Source organism: Nitrosomonas cryotolerans ATCC 49181 (assembly GCF_900143275.1).
GTDB classification, from domain to species: domain Bacteria; phylum Pseudomonadota; class Gammaproteobacteria; order Burkholderiales; family Nitrosomonadaceae; genus Nitrosomonas; species Nitrosomonas cryotolerans.
The window spans coordinates 1,597,958-1,616,634 of sequence record NZ_FSRO01000001.1 but is presented as its reverse complement, the minus strand read 5'-3'; the positions used below and the strand labels follow the sequence as shown (position 1 = coordinate 1,616,634).

Below are 18,677 nucleotides of genomic sequence, written 5' to 3'. Positions count from 1 at the left end.
CAGTCCATTGATTTTATTGTATCTATTTATGCCTAATATGGACTGAGTATGCACTTTCTTCGGGCTTGTTTGCAATTGCGGCGTCTACTCCAAGTACTGTTTTTACTAGCAGGTTGTTGTTTTACGTTACCTGTATTTTCACAACAAACAGGATTTCCTGCATTCTCCAGTACGCCTCTCTCAGGTGGCGGAGCACTCTATACATTGAGCCTGCAAACACTGCTATTTTTTACTTCGCTGACATTTTTGCCAGCGGTCGTATTAATGATGTCTAGTTTCACGCGTATTATCATCGTGCTATCACTATTGCGACTGGCATTAGGAACACAATCTTCACCGCCCAACCAGGTATTAATTGGACTGGCATTATTTTTGACTTTTTTTGTTATGTCACCTGTAATTGATCGCATTTATCATGAGGCCTATCTACCTTTTTCCGAAGATAAAATAGACATTATTAAAGCTGCAGATAAAGCCAGTGTTCCCCTAAAATCTTTCATGTTGCACCAGACCCGTGAAACAGATCTGGCACTGTTTATTCAAATATCTAATAGCCATGAAATACAAAATCCAGAACAAATTCCATTAAAAATACTCGTCCCCGCTTATGTTACCAGTGAACTAAAAACAGCATTCCAGATTGGATTTCTCATTTTTATTCCCTTTCTTATCATAGATATGGTTGTGGCCAGTGTATTGATGTCTATGGGTATGATGATGTTATCGCCCATGATTATCTCGTTGCCTTTCAAATTAATGCTGTTTGTTTTGGTAGACGGCTGGCATTTACTCATTGGTTCATTGACACAAAGTTTTTTTACCTGACAGGAAGAAGATTCATGAGTCCAGAAAATGTAATGACTATCGGACGGCAAGCACTTGAGGTTACTTTTATGATTTCTGCACCTCTACTTCTAGCGGCATTGGCTACCGGCCTCATAGTCAGTATTTTTCAAGCGGCCACACAGATTAATGAAATGACTTTATCGTTCATACCCAAGTTACTCGTTATGTTTATCGTGATGGTTTTAGCGGGTCCCTGGATGCTTAACATCATGATCGACTACATGCGACGGCTCTTTACCGACATTCCCTGGTTGGGAGTCGGCTAACTTGTATTATAGGTTTTCGTTTCATCAAGATTTCGATACCGGGATCTCCACTTTTCTGATTTACAACCATTGCCGATAGTCGATTAATTGATATACTAAAATGCTTAGTATTACTACTATAGAGCTTGATGCACTATTAGCAACATTTCTTTGGCCATTCAGCAGAATTTTAGCGCTCATCACAAGTGCACCCATTTTCAGCAGTCCGAGCATTCCGATACGGGTAAAACTTGGATTCGCTACAGTCATTACAATTCTCATAGCACCCACACTAAAATCATTGCCAGCGATAGACCCGGGTTCCGGAATTGGCTTGCTTATTATCATACAACAAGTAATCATCGGACTTGCTATCGGACTTACCATGCGGATTATATTCATGGCAGTAGAAATGGCAGGAGAAGTCATCGGTCTACAAATGGGCCTGGGATTTGCAACTTTCTTTGATCCGCAAAATACTAGTCAAACTCCGCTTATCAGCCGGTTCTTGGGAATAATCGCAAGTCTGGCATTTATTGCAATGAATGGTCATCTCCAGATAATTACCTTTATTTCAAAAAGCTTTGACACGTTACCAATCGGTTCCACCGGAATCACAACACCCATGTTTGTCACGCTGACTAAATGGGGAGGAGAGATTTTTCTAACCGGCCTACAGTTATCACTTCCCGTACTGACAGCGTTATTAATTACCAACCTTGCCTTAGGCATATTAACGCGCGTCGCACCTCAGTTAAACATTTTTGCAGTGGGTTTCCCACTGACATTATCCATTGGATTTCTTGTACTGGCACTCAGCATCCCCTTTTTCACACCAATCCTGGAACGCTCAATTCAAGATGGGTTGAATATAGTAACAGAAATGACCAATTCATCTCATATCAACGCACCATGAGTCCTTCTGGCATCCATTCTGACCAAACGCGTAAACAAGCAATATTTACCTTCTGTTTCAATACTCGATTTTTGTCCGAAGCTGCTAAATTAGAAACCCCTATATGCAGGATACTCATAACGCTTAATACCCATTAGTTATCCGTATGACAAATAATCATGACCTTCAAGTCTCGCTTAATAAAATCACTATTTAAACCCTATCCGCCCTCAGAATCCAGAAGAGACATAACCACTGTTCCACCTGATAGTAAGCTGGCTAATATAGTACTTCATGAGCAGGAATCCTCGCCTGCAATAGATATGGACACACAAAGAAAGATAGCTAGACAGGCGCGATTAGCTGCAGAAGATCAAGCAATTAAGGAAGCTAAAAATCGCATCGAATTGGACACTAAGGCCCGCGTCGCGGCGGAAGCCAGAGCCAGGGCAGAAGCGAATGCCCGAATGTCCGCAGAGGCTAGAATCAAGGCTGAAACAACGGCAACAGAACAAGCCAGAGCCAGAGCCAAAGCTGAAACACTGGCTACCGATGAAGCACATGCTCGCAAAGAACTCGAAATCAAAGCAAAGCAACTCGCTGAGGAGAAAATCAGAGCTGAAAAAGAAAAAATGGTGCTGCTGCAGGACAAAATAAAAGCAGATGAGCTCATCATCAAAGAAACACAGCAACGTACCCAACAAGAAGCACAGACATTAGATCAGGCAAATGCCCGCATAGCAGCAGAAAAAAAAGCAACAGAAGCGATCATTGCCAAAGGCAAAATTGAAGAAGAGGCGCGTCTCCTCGCGCTAGCCATTATCGAAACAGAAACAAATGCGGCGGCTATAGCATCTGCCAGAATCCAAGCAGGAGAGCGAGTGCTTGCATTAGCCACAGCAAGTAGCGAAGCTGAAAGACAAGCCATAGAAGAAATTCAAGTACGCATGCGTACAGAAGCGGAAATACTAGAACAAGCGCATAATCGTTTGGCAATCGAAACTAAAGCGCGTAAAGCTGCGGAAGAAAGAGCTCAAACCGAAATTATTGCAACGCAAGCAGCTCAAGCCAGAGTAGAAGCTGAGACAATCGCTGCACATGAGGCCCAGAAGCGTACAACGGCTGATACCCGTGCGACTACAGCGGCTCAAAACAGAGTAGATGCAGAAAAAGCGGCGGCAGCCATTGCTGAATCCATTGTCACCAAAGAAAGGGCTGCAGAACAAGCAATAAAAGCAAGAATAAAAGCTGAAAAGCAATTACTTGAAGAACCTAACAATCGCATGATGGCCGAAACCCATGCAAAAACAGCTGCAGAAGCGCGCCTGCATGCCGAACAACAAAAAACACTCATAATAAAAGAAAAAATGGAAGCTGAGATAGCTGCAACAGAAGCTATTCATTCACAAATCACAGCTGAGAAAAAAGCCACCGAAGCAGCACGTGCACGTGCTCTGGCTAGTATTGCCACACAGACAGCGGCGGAAAATAAAACAAAAGCCGAAACTAAAGCCAAAGCTGTTTTTGAAGAGAGAATCAAAGCTGAGGCACTCGTTACTGAAAAAAACAATGCGCTTACAGAAGCAGAAGAGCGTTTATTGGAGGATGCTAAGATTCGTGTGGAGGCAATTAACCAAGCAGAGAAAGCAGCGATTGAACGTCTCGAAACAGAACAAAAGATTACCAGATTGGTAATCATTGGAGTTCAAGAAAAGATTACTGCCGCAGATAAAGCAAAAACCCGGCTACAGGCAGAAGAAGCAGCTATAGCAATTGCAGTCGCCAAGAAAAAGGCTGAATCTGCCGCCTTAGCTGCAATTCAAGAACGTATTGATAGCGATGAAAGAGCTCTGGAACAAGCTATTTCTCGCGAAGCAGTCGAGAGAATGGCTAAAGAAGCATCATTAGCCCGTGCCCAAACTGACAAGGAAGCAACTACAGCGGCCACATCAAGAATACGAAAAGAAATTGCGGCGGCAGAATGCATCCGAAACAAAGTTACCGGCGGAATAAAAACACAAGAAACGGCTTAAAATTCTTGTCTTGATATAACTAGCGTGCCGTTCATCCTTATCACAGGAAGATTAAGAATCCTTGACAGATATAATACCAAGAGTATGGTGTCATTGCATGAAACTCACACGAAACAAAAATCAAGATAGAAGTTTTTTCAGATATAGAATTCAACGGTAAACTCAATACCACTCATGAAAAATTATCTGTATTCAAAAGATAGAATAGTAAGAATATCGATCATAATAGGTTTAATGGTAATTTTATCCAATGGGATTGCCGCACCCCTCGATGAAAAAACCACCACAATGCTTGACCAAAATGAAATGGCGGTGACGATCTATAATCAAAATCTTGCATTAATAAAAGACTCTCGCAGCATCGAACTGGATATTAATTCTAACCAGCTAGCCTGGCGTGAGGTATCTGCAAAAATGCAGCCAGAAACAGCCTTGTTACGCAATCTAACTCATCCCAGCGGTTTTTATTTGCAAGAACAGAATTTTGATTTTGATCTACTAACACCACAGCAATTGCTGGAAAAACATATTGGCAGTAACATAACCGTCATTCGTCGAAATCCGGCTACGGGTCATGAGACCAGTGAAATAGCAACCGTTCTTGCAGCTAATGATGGCGTTGTTCTCAAGTTCTCCGATCGAATTGAAACCGGTATCCCAGGTCGCCTGGCATTTCCTAGCGTACCAGAAAATTTACGTGATAAACCTACCCTGGTTACCTCGTTTATTAATTCCACAGCAGGTAAACAGAATCTTGAACTTTCCTATTTAACAACAGGTTTATCCTGGCAGGCTGACTATGTAGCTGAATTAGATGTGCATGATCATCATCTTGATCTCAACGGCCTGGTTACATTAACTAATGAAAGTGGTACGACTTATCCCAATGCCACATTGCAACTTGTTGCCGGTGACCTCAATCGAATACACCACCCAAGATCAATTGCTAGAAAAACGAGAGGGATGACCGCAGAATTAGCCAATATTTCTGATATGCAGAATGAGGCATTATTCGAATATCACCTCTACACACTCAAACACCGCACAACCCTGGCAGATAACCAGACTAAACAAGTCGCGCTCATGTCAGCTGTTCATGTGCCCGTTAATAAGGAATTTGTATTAACAGGTGATAACTATTATTACTCCGGGCAATATAAAGATATTGGAGACAAATTAAAGATTACGGTATTCATCAAGTTCCAGAACAAAGGTAAAGGCTTAGGTATCCCATTACCCAAGGGGGTTATTCGAGTTTATAAGAAAGACCAGATGGGCAATGCACAATTTGTGGGTGAAGATCAAATCGACCACACACCCGACAAAGAATTTATCCGCTTGAAACTAGGAAGCGCATTTGATTTAACCGCTGACAAGAAACAGAGCGATTTTCAGGCGTTAACGGGAACAATGCACCAAAATAGTATATTTGAAACAGCCTATCAGATCACACTGAGAAATGCCAAAAAAGAGGAAGTAGCTGTAACAGTACATGAACCGATACCCGGCGACTGGACAATAATATCCGAGTCTCAACCACATACAAAAATATCATCTAATCTGGCTGAATGGAAACTATTACTACCTGCTGACAAAGCAATTACTTTGACTTATCGCGTACGCACTAAACTGTAATTCGATTCTGTAACCTGAAATCCCGGTATATTGACCTTTATAGATTACGATTTTTATAAAATTAATTTTATAAAAGCGTTAATTAATATCGTTCGTTCGCTTCACTCTCCTATTACAGCCTCCAACTCCAGCCAGTTTTCTTCCAATTCAGCAATTTTTCTCTCGAGATCCTTATGTACATCAGTCAGTCGATTAACCTCATCACGCGTACAATGAGTATAAGTCTTCGGATCAGATAACTGACGACTGACGGCAGCCAATTCCGTCTGAGCTATTGTCAAAGCAGCTTCAAGCTTTGCCTGTTTGGATAAAAGCGCTCTTTTATTTTGACCCGATACTACTTTCGGTTTTAATTTCTGTGATTTAGATTGAGATTGAGATGATTCACCGGAACGACCTTTCTCGATCCAATTTTTATAATCTTCCAGATCACCATCAAATAATCGAGCTTCACCATCAGCAACTAACCATAACTCATCAGCTACAGAACGAACCAGGCTACGATCATGTGATACCAGCACCACTGCGCCCGTATAAGCTTCCAGGGCCAATGTAAGCGCATCACGCATATCCAGATCCAAATGATTCGTTGGCTCATCTAACAGCAATATATGTGGTTTCTGCCATGCAAGTAACGCAAGTGCCAAACGACTCTTTTCTCCACCTGAGAAACTTACGACTGGGCGATCCTCACTATTTCCACCCAACCCAAATTGCCCCAGGAAATTCCTTAGCTCCAATTCCGTTTGCTTGGGTGCCAGCCGTATCATGTGTTGCAATGGTGTCGCAGCAGCATCTAAATTTTCTAACTGATGCTGGGCAAAGTAACCTATACGAATATCCGGCGCCATCTCTACACTGCCAGAAGTCGGTTTGATCTCATTCATAAGCAATTTGATCAACGTTGACTTTCCTGCGCCATTAGGCCCCAGTAAAGCGATACGTGCACCTGCCTGTAAGGTTAGATGAACGTGTTGAAACAAAGGATTCTCGTTATAACCAAAACTCATCTCCTTAACACGCAATAATACATCAGGACTATACTGTGGTGCTTCAATCCGCAATTGAAAATAGCCATCTTCCGTCTGTACCGGCACAATACGCGTTAATCGCTCCAATGCCTTCAACCGGCTTTGCGCCTGCTTCGCCTTAGTTGCTTTCGCACGAAAACGACGCACAAAATCTTCCATATGTGCGATCTTTTTTTGCTGTTGCTGAAAAGCCTGAGTTTGTTGTAGATGGCGCTCAGCGCGAATATGCTCAAAATCATCATAATTACCAGTATAACTATCAATTTGCTGGTTATGGATATGTGCAATACGGTTAATGCAGGCGTTAAGAAACTCTCGGTCATGCGAAACGACTATCAGGCTGCCGGGATAACACGCTAAATATTGTTCAAGCCAAAGAATGGCTTCCAGATCCAGATGATTAGTTGGCTCATCCAGCAGTAACAAATCAGCTCGATGCATTAATGCACGCGCCAAATTCAACCGCATGCGCCAGCCACCAGAAAATTGATTGACGGGGCGCTCCAATATATTATTGCTAAAACCGAGTCCATTCAGTAATTGTGCAGCCCGCGCACGGGCAACATAACCATTCGTTGTCTCATAGCGTTGTTGTGCCTCGAACCAGGCAATATCATGCTCAGCGCGCGCCAATATTTTTTCTAATTGACGCAATTCCACGTCACCGTCGAGTACAAACTCAAGTGCAGGCTGACTTGAGTTAATGATTTCCTGCTCGACAAAAGTGATCGTTTTGCCCGATTGCAAGTTAATTTCACCGTTATCCGGCTTAATTTCTCCACGTATCAAACGAAATAGTGTCGATTTTCCACAGCCATTCGTGCCAACCAAGCCAACACGCTGATTAGCAAAGACTTGCAGGTTCGCATCTTGCAATAGCGGGATGCCGCTTTGCAGATAAGTTAGACGTTGAATATTCAGCATAAAACATGATAGCAGAATTACCTTGATTCACAGCATGGTTATCATGCTCATTCAGGTGACTTTATTCTGCCTGGTCTTTGTAGTTAAAAATAAGGTGTCTTCTTGTAATCTATGGAGGCAAATTTATATTACATAAATTGTATTATTAGGTTAGCAACCATTTATTATAACGCTACTCACCAATTTAAAAATTAAGCTTGACATTTGAAATAATCCACATTTTTATAGCGAGATAACCAAGTGAGTCTGACCAAACCCGCATGAACACTAGGGAATATAATAACCATATGTTTTATATAGAATAATCGGGTGCACAAAAATTAGTCGAATTAAAAAATACCGTTATAAGAGGACAGGTTAATCCTTTAATTTACAAATTATCCACAAACTTATCCACAGGAATTGTGGATAAAAAAGGCTCTTCATTTTTTATATCCCGCAACAAACGCATTCATTAAATTGCATTTTGAATGCTCTCTCCACCTTGAGGATATTTTCTGCCGCGTTCGCCTCCCGAGCGTAGCTATTGCCGCAAAAAAGATGTCTTCCACAATCGGTGGATAAATGACATTTTCTTTAAAATATGCAGCAAACAGAATGATTTCTGCTTGACAAATAAGATTTTTCTATTTAAACAAAGGATTACTCATACCAATTCGTTTGATACTTGTAGCTATGGGAATACAGATACAGGGCAACGACAACATCACGAATACCATAACGGCTAGCTGTAGTACCTACTTCGAAGATATGAGCCACTCGAGCTACTCATTAAAATAATACAACCATCGTTTCAAACGATGGTAAGCTGATATGATGATGTTTCTGAAGGGGATGTCAATACATCATTATTCAAATTGCCGCTGAGATCACATTCACTACATTCAATCGGTTTACAGTATCAGAGTTTCGTTCGACATATTTCAAAGCCCCATTGCGACTTTTCATATACCCCATAGCTCCTACTTTCGTAATACTGCCAAACACTGTCGTGCCGATGTCTTTGGATACGCGATGTCTTTGGATACGATTACTCAGCTAAAAAATCTATTTTCTTCAAGAAATCACCTGATATTATATTATGCTGTCGGCCCAACACAGATCTCAATCTCATTGACGTGTTATCCAGAAGTCAAGATTCTGAAGAGATCTTCTGGAATACAGTGCGCTTATCATTAGTTTTTACTGATGGTCAAACAGCGCTATGCTATGATTCCTCGCTATATCTTGACATCCTCCCCTTCCTAAACGAAGGGGATTCCTAGCGACTTATTAAGCCGTTAAGAGTAGGTTTGTATTGCTACTGCCTACTGGTTCCTGCTTCTTAGACGAAACTAACGTTTCAACTCCACAGGCTAACAAGCGATGTCCTCGCTCAAGTACATTCAAGGCACCTACCAAGTCGGCATTGGCTTTAAATCCACATTCTGTACATTCAAAAGCACTTTGGCTTTTGCGATTGTCACGACTAACATGTTGACATCTAGGGCAGGTTTGAGAGGTGTATTGAGGGTTTACCTTCAATACATCCCCGCCTGAACAAGCCTGTTTATACTCCAAAAACGAAACGAACATTCCCCATCCTTGGTCAAGAATGGATTTGTTTAGACCCGATTTCGCTTTGACGTTTTTACCATGCTTTTCAACACTGCCCTTGGCACTCTTAGACATGTTTCCTATCTTTAAATTCTCAACTACGACCATTGCGTGATTTTTGCTGATTTCGGTTGAGGTTTTGTGTAAGAAGTCTAAACGAGCATTGGCAATACGCTCATGCAGTCGGGTAATGATTTGTTTCTGCTTTTTCCAGTTAGCAGAGAAACGGACTTTTTTAGACAGCTTACGCTGTTCAAAAGCCAGTTTCTTTGATAACTTTCTGAAACTGTTTAAAGGTTCTACGTATGAGCCGTCTGACAAGGTTGCAAAGCGGGTAACGCCCATATCAACACCAATCATACTGGTTGAGCTATGACGCTTTAGCTCGGTCTCGTACTCAGTCTGAATCGACACGTACCAATAACCGCCTTTACGGGAAATCGTCATATTTTTAACGTCACCAATGACTTGGCGTGAATTACGATATTTCACCCAACCGATTTTAGGCAAGAACACTTTGCTAGACTCTTGCTCCAGCTTAAATCCTTGTGGATAACGAAAGCTGTCACTCAAACCTTTTTTCTTGAATTTTGGAATCCGTTTTAAAGGCTGTTTTTTATCAAAACCGTCTTTGAACGCTTTTTCTAAGTTTTTTAAGGCTTGTTGCAACGGTTGAGAATGAACGGTTTTTAGAAATCCATAATCTTCTGAGGATTTCCATAGCTTTAGCCAAAATGACAACTCGTTGTACCAAAGCAATGGCTGTTTCTGCTCTAATCTGAACAGATTCATTGCTAAGGCTTTATTCCAAACAAACCGATTAGCACCTGCAAACTCAACCATCTTCTGTACTTGGTCAGAATTTGGATTGAGTCGAGATTTAAAGGCTTTGCGTATAATCTGCTTCATGGTTATAATTATACAAAAAGGAATTGGTCTATGCAAGTTAATAACGATGTAATAACAGTAAGACATTTCGTTTTTAATCTTAATGTTCATTTGGTCTTTGTAACAAAATACCGTAGAAATGTTTTCTCCGGAAGGGTATTAATTGATTTGGAAGAAATATTTAAAAACGTGTGTTTGGATTTTGAAGCAGAATTGGTGGAATTTAACGATGAGCATGATCATATTCACCTTTTAGTTAACTATCCACCAAAAATTGCTATTTCTAACTTGGTAAATAGTTTGAAAGGCGTTTCAAGCCGACTTATTCGCAAAAAGAATTATCCCGAAATTAAAAATAAGCTTTGGGGTAATATGCTTTGGAGTCCAAGCTATTTTGCGGGTAGTTGTGGTGGAGCACCACTCTCGATTATTAAGCAATATATTGAACAACAGCAAAGATCGCATTAAACAGGCTTCGCCTGTGCGCTTATATCTCCGCCCTGAAGGACGAAGTTTTACGCGCTATTTGATAAAAAATCTCTTATAAATATCAACGATCCGATTCGATTGAAGCCTGTTATAAACTCTGTGTGGTGCCGGGAGGGGGAATCGAACCCCCATGATGTTACCATCGCGGGATTTTGAATCCCGTGCGTCTACCAATTCCGCCATCCCGGCATATTCTGCTTAGCTATATTTTCTATACTTAGCTGGAATATGTAATTATTACCGAAAACACGAAGTACAGCAACCTACTTAAGAAAATACTCAACACACCGGTTATAATACACACGATGAAAACTCGGGATTTTGATTTTTACCTGCCGACTGAATTGATCGCACAGTTTCCTGCTGAACGACGTACCAGCAGTCGAATGCTTTATCTGGATGGAGTCAATGATCAATTACAGGATACGCTGTTCACTCAGTTACCAGATTATTTACGTGCAGGAGATGTACTGGTGTTCAATGATACCCGTGTTATCAAGGCACGTTTATTGGGTGTAAAAAGTAGTGGCGGAAAAATAGAGGTAATGGTAGAACGCATATTGGATAATCATCGAATACAAGCAACCATTCGTGCCAGCCACGCACCACAAATTGGTTCCAGACTGCTACTCGCTGATGCAATTCACGTTACAGTTATGGCTCGCGAACAAACATTTTATACCTTGCTTTTTGAACATGAAAAAACAGTAACCGAATTACTCGAGCAATACGGCACTCTACCTCTTCCCCCCTATATTTCACGGCAGGCCACAGCTGCCGATGAAACGCGTTATCAGACAGTTTATGCAAAAAATACCGGAGCAGTTGCAGCACCAACTGCAGGCCTTCATTTCGATACAGCTTTACTGACAAAATTACATGAGATGGGAATAATTATCAGCTATGTAACGTTACATGTCGGCGCAGGCACCTTTCAGCCAGTACGTGTTGAGAATATTGCCGATCATACAATGCATAGTGAAACATTCCATATACCAACCGAGACGGTCAACGCAATCCAACATGCCAAAGCGTCGGGGAAACGCATACTAGCAGTGGGGACCACATCGTTACGCGCGCTCGAAGCCTCTGCATTAGCGCATAATGGCGAATTAACCGCCGGTTATGGTGATACCCGTATTTTTATCACCCCAGGGTTTCGTTTACGGATTGTTGAACGATTACTCACTAACTTTCATCTGCCTTGCTCCACGTTACTCATGCTGGTATCCGCTTTTGGTGGAATAAGGAATATTCAGCGAGCCTATCAGCATGCCATCACAAATCGTTATCGTTTCTTCAGTTATGGTGATGCCATGTTGATCGAAAAAAAATCATGAGATTCCAACTACACTGTACCGATCACGCTGCCCGGCGTGGCACGTTAACACTGGCACATGGCGAAGTAGAGACACCTGCTTTCATGCCCGTAGGCACTTATGGTGCGGTTAAGACGATGCCACCCGCCGCTTTACAGGAAGTTCATGCCCAAATAGTGCTAGGTAATACCTTTCATTTATGGTTGCGACCCGGTCTGGAAGTAATCGAAGCACACGGTGGATTGCATGATTTCATGGGATGGAATAAACCGATATTGACTGATTCCGGTGGCTTCCAGGTATTCAGCCTGGGAGCATTGCGTAACATCACTGAAGAAGGTGTTAAATTCAAATCTCCGGTAAATGGAGACAGCTGTTTCCTGACACCTGAGGAATCGATGCGAATTCAACGCACACTCAATTCTGATATTGTAATGATATTTGACGAATGTACACCCTACCCTGCTAATGAAGCAACAGCAAGCACATCCATGGAATTAAGTCTACGCTGGGCAGAACGATCTAAACGCGCCCATGAAAATAATCCTAATGCTTTATTCGGTATTGTTCAGGGAGGCATGTTCGAGAATTTGCGCGATCAGTCGTTTGCTGCATTATACGATATCGGTTTTGATGGCTATGCGATTGGCGGTTTATCAGTAGGAGAACCCAAAGCTGATATGCAGCGCATACTTAAACATATTGCACCACAACTACCTATAGAAACCCCCCGTTATCTAATGGGCGTGGGTACACCGGCAGATATTGTTAATGCTGTGGCACAGGGTATTGATATGTTTGACTGTGTAATACCTACACGCAATGCGCGTAATGGCTGGTTATATACACGCCAAGGTGTTATCAAACTGCGTAACAGTCAATATCGATTAGATACTGCACCACCAGACGAACATTGTCATTGCTATACCTGCCGCCATTTCAGCCGTGCTTATTTGCATCATTTACAGCGTATCAACGAAATACTGGGCGCACATCTCAATACTTTACATAATTTATTTTATTATCAGCAACTGATGAGCGAAATTCGGACGGCAATTGAAGTTGGACAATTTGAAGAATACGCACGAGAATTTCAAGCATAAGCGCGCATCATGCTAATATATTGCTTTTATAAATTATTCTTGGAGAGATATCATGCTGATTAGTGAAGCCTTCGCTCAAGCTGCCGCGCCTGCTCAGGCGGAGGGAAGCTTATTAAGTCTATTGCCGTTATTTGGAATACTAATCCTCTTTTATTTCCTGCTCATTCGTCCACAATCCAAACGTGCAAAAGAGCATAAACAAATGACGGAAGCACTACAAAGGGGTGATGAAATCATAACCAGCGGCGGAGCACTGGGACGAGTTAATAATGTCAGTGAAAGCTACATAATCATGGAGATAGCACCCAATGTGGAAGTAACCGTGCTCAAATCAGCTGTTCAAACTTTATTACCCAAAGGTACACTAAAAAGTATCGAACCATCCAAAGGTGGAAAGACACAAAAAAATAACAAATTATCAAAAACCAATGAATCACCAGAAATTGATAAACCTCAGGAGACCAAGAACATAGCTGAGGCCAGTGATGACGATACTTCAAAAAACAGCGAAAAAACTAATTAACAGTTGCAAAGGTAGATATCGTTAGCTTGGTATCAACCTTTGTATTTTTTTACCTATTATCTAACTAAAAACCATGAACCGCTACCCACTCTGGAAATATCTGATTATTGCGGTTTCACTTTTGCTCGGACTGCTTTATACCCTGCCAAATTTTTATGGAGAATCCCCAGCAGTACAAATTTCTCCATTACGTATTACCCTAAGTGCTGATACAAAATTACTGGACCGAGTTGAAAACGCATTAAAGAAAGCTAATCTCTCTACCGATGGGATTTTCTTTGATACAGAAACTATCAAGGTACGCTTTGTTGATACCGACATACAACTTAAAGCTAAAGATATCCTACAAGCAGAGCTCGGGGATCAATATATTGTTGCATTAAACCTGTTACCCAATTCTCCTCAATGGTTAACAAATATCGGTGCTTTGCCAATGTATCTGGGACTTGATTTGCGAGGCGGCGTACATTTTATGCTACAAGTTGATATGGATGGGGCGCTTGACAAATCGCTCGATCGCTATAGTACTGATATACGTAGCAGCTTACGTGAGCTAAAAATTCCATATACTGGACTTGAGAAGCAGAAAACAGATCTCACACTCAAATTCCGTGATATCGAATCACGCTTAACCGCAGAAACTGAACTCAGAAATATTTATCCTGATTTAAACCTGCGTAAGGAAGATACTGATAAAAGATTCCACCTCGTGGCCAGTATCAAGCCAGAGGCGCAGGCGCATATGCAGGAATCAACTGTACAACAAAATATTATTACCTTGCGTAATCGCATCAACGAGTTAGGTGTAGCAGAGCCCATCATCCAGAAAGCGGGCGCGGATCGCGTAATCGTGCAATTACCAGGTGTACAGGATACCGCGAAAGCGAAAGATATTTTGGGACGGACAGCTACCCTCGAAATACGCATGGTCGATGATGAACGTGACATCGACTCTGCGCTACGCGGCCAAATTCCATTCGGCACCGAACTCTATGAAGAACGGGGCGGTGGTCCATTATTGGTAAGAAAGCAGGTTTTATTAACTGGCGATCAAATCACGGATGCTCAACCTGGTTTCGACAAAGATAATCAGCCTGCCGTGCATATCAGTCTGGATAATAATGGGTCACGTATCTTCAAACAGTTAACACGAGAGAATGTGGGCAGAAGAATGGCCATTCTCTTGATCGAAAAAAATCAGACGGAAGTCGTTACCGCACCAGTAATTCGCGAAGAAATAGGTGGCGGACGCGTACAAATAAGTGGACGTATGACAAGCATGGAAGCCAAGGACGTCGCATTGCTATTGCGTGCTGGCGCATTAGCTGCACCCATGGACATTATCGAGGAACGTACCGTCGGACCCAGCTTGGGTGCCGATAATATTGCCAGGGGCTTTAACTCAACACTGTATGGATTTCTTGCTGTAGCCATCTTTATGGTAATTTACTATTTAGCATTCGGCGCTATTTCAGTCGTTGCGCTCAGTGTAAATTTACTATTGTTAATTGGCTTACTTTCAATTATGCAGGCCACACTCACACTCCCTGGTATGGCAGCCATTGCATTGACTGTCGGCATGGCAATTGATGCAAACGTTCTCATCAATGAACGTATTCGAGACGAACTACGTAATGGTATTCCATCTCAATTGGCTATTAATGCTGGATATGAACGTGCAATTGGAACTATTCTGGACTCCAATATTACAACTTTAATCGCAGGTGTCGCATTGTTTGCGTTTGGTTCAGGCCCAGTTAAAGGTTTTGCCGTAGTACTTTGTCTTGGCATCTTGACCTCGGTATTCAGCGCTGTCATGGTTTCACGTAGCATGGTTAATCTGATATATGGCAGCCGACGCAGGCTCGAGCGCGTTCCAATCGGTCAAATCTGGATACCCAAAAAAGTAAACAATGATTTCATAAAAACGCAACAGATAAGACGAAAATAAAAGATCAACAAGGATCAAGTATGGAATTTTTTAGATTTAGCCGTGACATTCCCTTCATGAGTTGGGGAAAATATACTACTTTCATTTCGTTACTATCATTTATTCTTGCCATTTTTTTTCTAACTACTAAGGGATTGAATCTTGGCGTTGATTTCACTGGTGGAACCGTTTTAGAAGTCAGTTATAGCCAGCCAGCCGATCTTGATAAAGTGAGAAACATGCTGGCTGACCTAGAAATGTCGGATGCGAGCGTTCAAAATTTTGGTACTTCGCGTGATGTATTGATACGGTTACCCATCAAAGCTGAATTATCGAGTGCTCAATTGTCTGAAACCGTTATGAGCGTACTACGGCAAGAGGATAAAACCGTAGAAATACGCAGAGTTGAGTTTGTCGGACCACAAGTTGGAAAAGAATTGCTTGAAAGCGGCGCGCTGGCGCTATTATTTGTATCCATCGGTATTGTGATTTATTTGGCAATACGCTTTGAATGGAAATTTGGGATTGCGGGCATCATTGCTAATCTACATGATGTCGTAATAATCCTTGGTTTCTTCGCATTCTTTCAATGGGAATTCTCATTAACCGTGCTGGCGGCGATTCTAGCGATACTAGGTTACTCTGTTAATGAGTCAGTTGTTGTCTTCGATCGCATACGTGAAAATTTCCGCAAGTTGCGTAAAGCATCTGTGCCACAAATTATTAACAACGCCATTACACGCACTATGTCACGTACCATCATTACTCATGGGAGTACTCAAATGGTTGTAATCGCAATGTTATTATTTGGCGGTGAAGCACTACATTATTTTGCAATGGCGCTAACAATTGGTATTTTATTTGGCATTTATTCTTCTATTCTAGTAGCCAGTCCTATTATCATGCTTCTAGGCGTCAAGCGTGAAGACCTTGTCAAATTAGATAAAAAACCGCAAGAAGAAGCTGTGTTATAAAATACAACAGACAGCAAGCAAGTCCCTGTTTACTATATACATCATAACCTGATCAGAGTGAGATGACTTGTCTGAAATAATAAATTGGATTGTTGATACCGTAAGCAGTCTCGGTTACTTTGGAATCTTTATCCTAATGTTTGTGGAATCCAGCTTTATTCCTTTCCCAAGCGAAGTTATTATGATTCCAGCAGGCTACCTTGCATTTAAAGGTAAAATGGATCTGTCAGCAGTCATCCTATGCGGTATTCTAGGCAGTTTATTAGGTGCATTGCTTAACTATTATTTAGCTGCAAAACTAGGTCGCCCTTTATTGCTACGTTATGGGAAATATATCTTCTTCCATGAAGAGCATCTAAAAAAAATGGAAACTTTTTTTGTACGTCATGGCCATATTTCCACTTTCACAGGTAGATTGCTACCAATGGTGCGTCAATACATCTCAATTCCTGCCGGTTTGGCGCGCATGAAGCTATCGGTATTCAGTCTTTATACTGGTTTAGGCGCTGGAATATGGGTTATGATTCTGACACTGCTAGGCTACTTCATCGGTGAAAATGAAATGCTGATCAAGGAATATCTGCGAGATATTATTCTCGGCCTTTTTATTTTCTGCTTAGTATGCTTGGCCTTTTATTGGTATCGACAGCAACGTCGCGGCCATTAATAAACAAGTTGAGACCTTTGCAAAACCTCAATAATTGAAAACTTCTGGCAAGGGCTGTTGTAAAAGTCTCAAGTTGTATAGTCTAAGAAAGACCGCTGCATAACTGGTTATCTCGGACTGGGCAAGGTTTTTAAGTGTTTGATTCATCAATGCTGCAAGTAATCAGAAAAACTCAAAAACACAGAGTTATGCAGCGGTCTTTAAGAGGCTAAGGCGATAACATAGCAACAAGACATAACAGTCAATCAAAACCGTTATGCCTTGTTCAGCCTACTACATAAAAAACTCTCTACTTAGAAGCAACGTAGACGAAATAAAAACCTGTTATACACTTCGGATCTTGGTTATGCGGCATTTGTGACTTCAGTTTGGCGTCGTCGTAAAAAGAAAAAAGCACCAGCTGACACAATAATCACAACTGGCAGAATAATGGTCACCCAACTTGTTGGTCTTCCTTCACCAACCGAAAATGGAAAACGGGACACATAATCTTCCGCACCACCCGTAACCGTAACCAAGCCCACAAATTTACCTTTCTCTGGAAAAACATGCTCCACCGCAATGGATGCACTAGGATAAACCTTTGGCGGCAGATGATATACGGTAATATCATCCAAATTCTCCTCTGAACCTGTGTCACGAATAATACGTACTTCCGTAGTCAATGGGCGTAATTCATCATTGATGTAATCCAGTGCCACGACAGTTTTACCAATCTCCGGAATATCTTCACAGAATTCTTCCTCTTGAGTTAATGGCTGATAACCAGTGAAATGCATGGTATATGGCCCAACTGTGAGGATACAGAGATCCTCAGCCAGGGCTAATCCGCCATGTGCCTGCACTTGTGCAGAAAATATCACACTTGCTGCGAGTAATACTGATACTAGCGTTTGTTTTATTAAGTTTAATTGAAAAAACATGGAGAGTATTCCTGTATAAATTATGACGGGCATAATAATACTGCCTCATGAGTCGTCAGACTACCCATTTATTTTTGAACGGCGGGAAGCCAGCCAGCTTTTCAGCCGCTTTGATTTCATAAGCTTATAACCAAGCACAATCATCAACAGTAATCCGATTACCGGTCCGATCGCAGCACGAAACACCGCTGCATAGTTGATCATTTCAACCCGTAACTGATATTGGTAGTTCAGTGGAGGTACGCCTTCTGCCGTCACAACAACCAAATGCTCTCCCTGTTCTAGTGTACTCTCTGTATTGATTACGCCATCTTTAAAATAACCTGGCTGTATATTGATTATTGTTTCACCATCAGTTGCATTATTCCCTTTGATTACTTTCATTCCTATCGGCATATCCCGCAGTGCTGGATCAATCAAGTCCACCACAAGCACCGTATTTCCCGTATGCGGAATATCAGTACAATAATGAGCACCTATATCATTTTGTGGTTGGTAGGCGCTGAAATGTATCATATTCTCGCCGATCCGGCGCATACAGCTATCCTCTTCTATGGCAACCTTTCCATGTGCCAAAGCCATGCCTGCATATAGTGTCGTAGCCAGAATAAAGGCTGCAATACTTATCTGTATTATTTGCCTAACCACGACAAATC

Annotated in this window: 16 protein-coding genes and 1 tRNA gene; 12 read left to right on the top strand and 5 right to left on the bottom strand. The window is 41.7% G+C overall.

Features of this window, described 5'->3' with window-relative positions:
- The first annotated feature begins 48 nt into the window (after positions 1-48).
- The 5 genes from fliP to BUQ89_RS07215 all read left to right on the top strand — a co-directional run bounded on the left by fliP (position 49) and on the right by BUQ89_RS07215 (position 5,654).
- On the top strand, positions 49-825 hold the full coding sequence (gene fliP / locus BUQ89_RS07235; protein WP_036574006.1) for a flagellar type III secretion system pore protein FliP: 777 nt from the start codon (positions 49-51) through the stop codon (positions 823-825).
- 14 nt (positions 826-839) lie between these two features.
- A complete protein-coding gene (gene fliQ / locus BUQ89_RS07230) occupies positions 840-1,112 on the top strand; it encodes a flagellar biosynthesis protein FliQ (protein WP_028462430.1) in 273 nt (90 codons plus the stop codon).
- Between the two features lie 100 nt (positions 1,113-1,212).
- Positions 1,213-2,007 (top strand): flagellar biosynthetic protein FliR, encoded by a 795-nt coding sequence (gene fliR / locus BUQ89_RS07225; RefSeq protein WP_028462431.1) that lies wholly within the window; start codon positions 1,213-1,215, stop codon positions 2,005-2,007.
- A 158-nt stretch (positions 2,008-2,165) separates the two neighbouring features.
- Positions 2,166-4,019, top strand: coding sequence for a coiled-coil domain-containing protein (locus tag BUQ89_RS07220; protein WP_036574008.1), 1,854 nt, complete (start codon positions 2,166-2,168; stop codon positions 4,017-4,019).
- A gap of 234 nt (positions 4,020-4,253) precedes the next feature.
- Positions 4,254-5,654: a DUF4139 domain-containing protein gene (locus BUQ89_RS07215; RefSeq protein WP_051537749.1), complete on the top strand. Its 1,401-nt coding sequence runs from the start codon at positions 4,254-4,256 to the stop codon at positions 5,652-5,654.
- Between the two features lie 101 nt (positions 5,655-5,755).
- Here the strand turns inward: BUQ89_RS07215 and BUQ89_RS07210 are convergent, their stop codons facing one another.
- Positions 5,756-7,609: an ABC-F family ATP-binding cassette domain-containing protein gene (locus tag BUQ89_RS07210; protein WP_028462433.1), complete on the bottom strand. Its 1,854-nt coding sequence runs from the start codon at positions 7,607-7,609 to the stop codon at positions 5,756-5,758.
- Between the two features lie 1,272 nt (positions 7,610-8,881).
- Complete coding sequence (locus tag BUQ89_RS07205; protein WP_074202485.1) at positions 8,882-10,114, bottom strand: RNA-guided endonuclease InsQ/TnpB family protein; 1,233 nt, start codon at positions 10,112-10,114, stop codon at positions 8,882-8,884.
- 30 nt (positions 10,115-10,144) lie between these two features.
- Here BUQ89_RS07205 and tnpA point away from each other — a divergent pair, with 30 nt between their 5' ends.
- Entirely contained in the window at positions 10,145-10,561 is a 417-nt protein-coding gene (gene tnpA, locus BUQ89_RS07200; protein ID WP_074202505.1) for an IS200/IS605 family transposase, read from the top strand.
- 123 nt (positions 10,562-10,684) lie between these two features.
- Here the strand turns inward: tnpA and BUQ89_RS07195 are convergent.
- Positions 10,685-10,771: transfer RNA gene (locus tag BUQ89_RS07195), tRNA-Leu, on the bottom strand.
- 116 nt (positions 10,772-10,887) lie between these two features.
- Between BUQ89_RS07195 and queA the strand changes: the two genes are divergently transcribed.
- The 6 genes from queA to BUQ89_RS07165 all read left to right on the top strand — a co-directional run bounded on the left by queA (position 10,888) and on the right by BUQ89_RS07165 (position 17,098).
- The gene (gene queA / locus BUQ89_RS07190; RefSeq protein ID WP_028462456.1) at positions 10,888-11,922 is read left to right on the top strand and encodes a tRNA preQ1(34) S-adenosylmethionine ribosyltransferase-isomerase QueA; all 1,035 of its coding nucleotides are present in this window, start codon (positions 10,888-10,890) and stop codon (positions 11,920-11,922) included.
- Positions 11,919-13,004, top strand: coding sequence for a tRNA guanosine(34) transglycosylase Tgt (gene tgt / locus BUQ89_RS07185; protein WP_028462455.1), 1,086 nt, complete (start codon positions 11,919-11,921; stop codon positions 13,002-13,004). Before queA ends, tgt begins: the two co-directional genes overlap by 4 nt.
- A 52-nt stretch (positions 13,005-13,056) precedes the next feature.
- Positions 13,057-13,527 (top strand): preprotein translocase subunit YajC, encoded by a 471-nt coding sequence (gene yajC / locus BUQ89_RS07180; protein ID WP_028462454.1) that lies wholly within the window; start codon positions 13,057-13,059, stop codon positions 13,525-13,527.
- A 73-nt stretch (positions 13,528-13,600) separates the two neighbouring features.
- Entirely contained in the window at positions 13,601-15,478 is a 1,878-nt protein-coding gene (gene secD, locus BUQ89_RS07175) for a protein translocase subunit SecD (protein WP_051537756.1), read from the top strand.
- A gap of 20 nt (positions 15,479-15,498) precedes the next feature.
- Complete coding sequence (gene secF, locus BUQ89_RS07170; RefSeq protein ID WP_028462453.1) at positions 15,499-16,431, top strand: protein translocase subunit SecF; 933 nt, start codon at positions 15,499-15,501, stop codon at positions 16,429-16,431.
- 67 nt (positions 16,432-16,498) lie between these two features.
- The gene (locus BUQ89_RS07165) at positions 16,499-17,098 is read left to right on the top strand and encodes a DedA family protein (RefSeq protein ID WP_028462452.1); all 600 of its coding nucleotides are present in this window, start codon (positions 16,499-16,501) and stop codon (positions 17,096-17,098) included.
- A gap of 344 nt (positions 17,099-17,442) precedes the next feature.
- Here the strand turns inward: BUQ89_RS07165 and BUQ89_RS07160 are convergent, their stop codons facing one another.
- Both BUQ89_RS07160 and BUQ89_RS07155 read right to left on the bottom strand, forming a co-directional pair.
- Positions 17,443-18,021 (bottom strand): hypothetical protein, encoded by a 579-nt coding sequence (locus tag BUQ89_RS07160; RefSeq protein ID WP_036574044.1) that lies wholly within the window; start codon positions 18,019-18,021, stop codon positions 17,443-17,445.
- A 60-nt stretch (positions 18,022-18,081) separates the two neighbouring features.
- A complete protein-coding gene (locus BUQ89_RS07155) occupies positions 18,082-18,669 on the bottom strand; it encodes a hypothetical protein (protein ID WP_028462450.1) in 588 nt (195 codons plus the stop codon).
- Between the last annotated feature and the right edge of the window lie 8 nt (positions 18,670-18,677).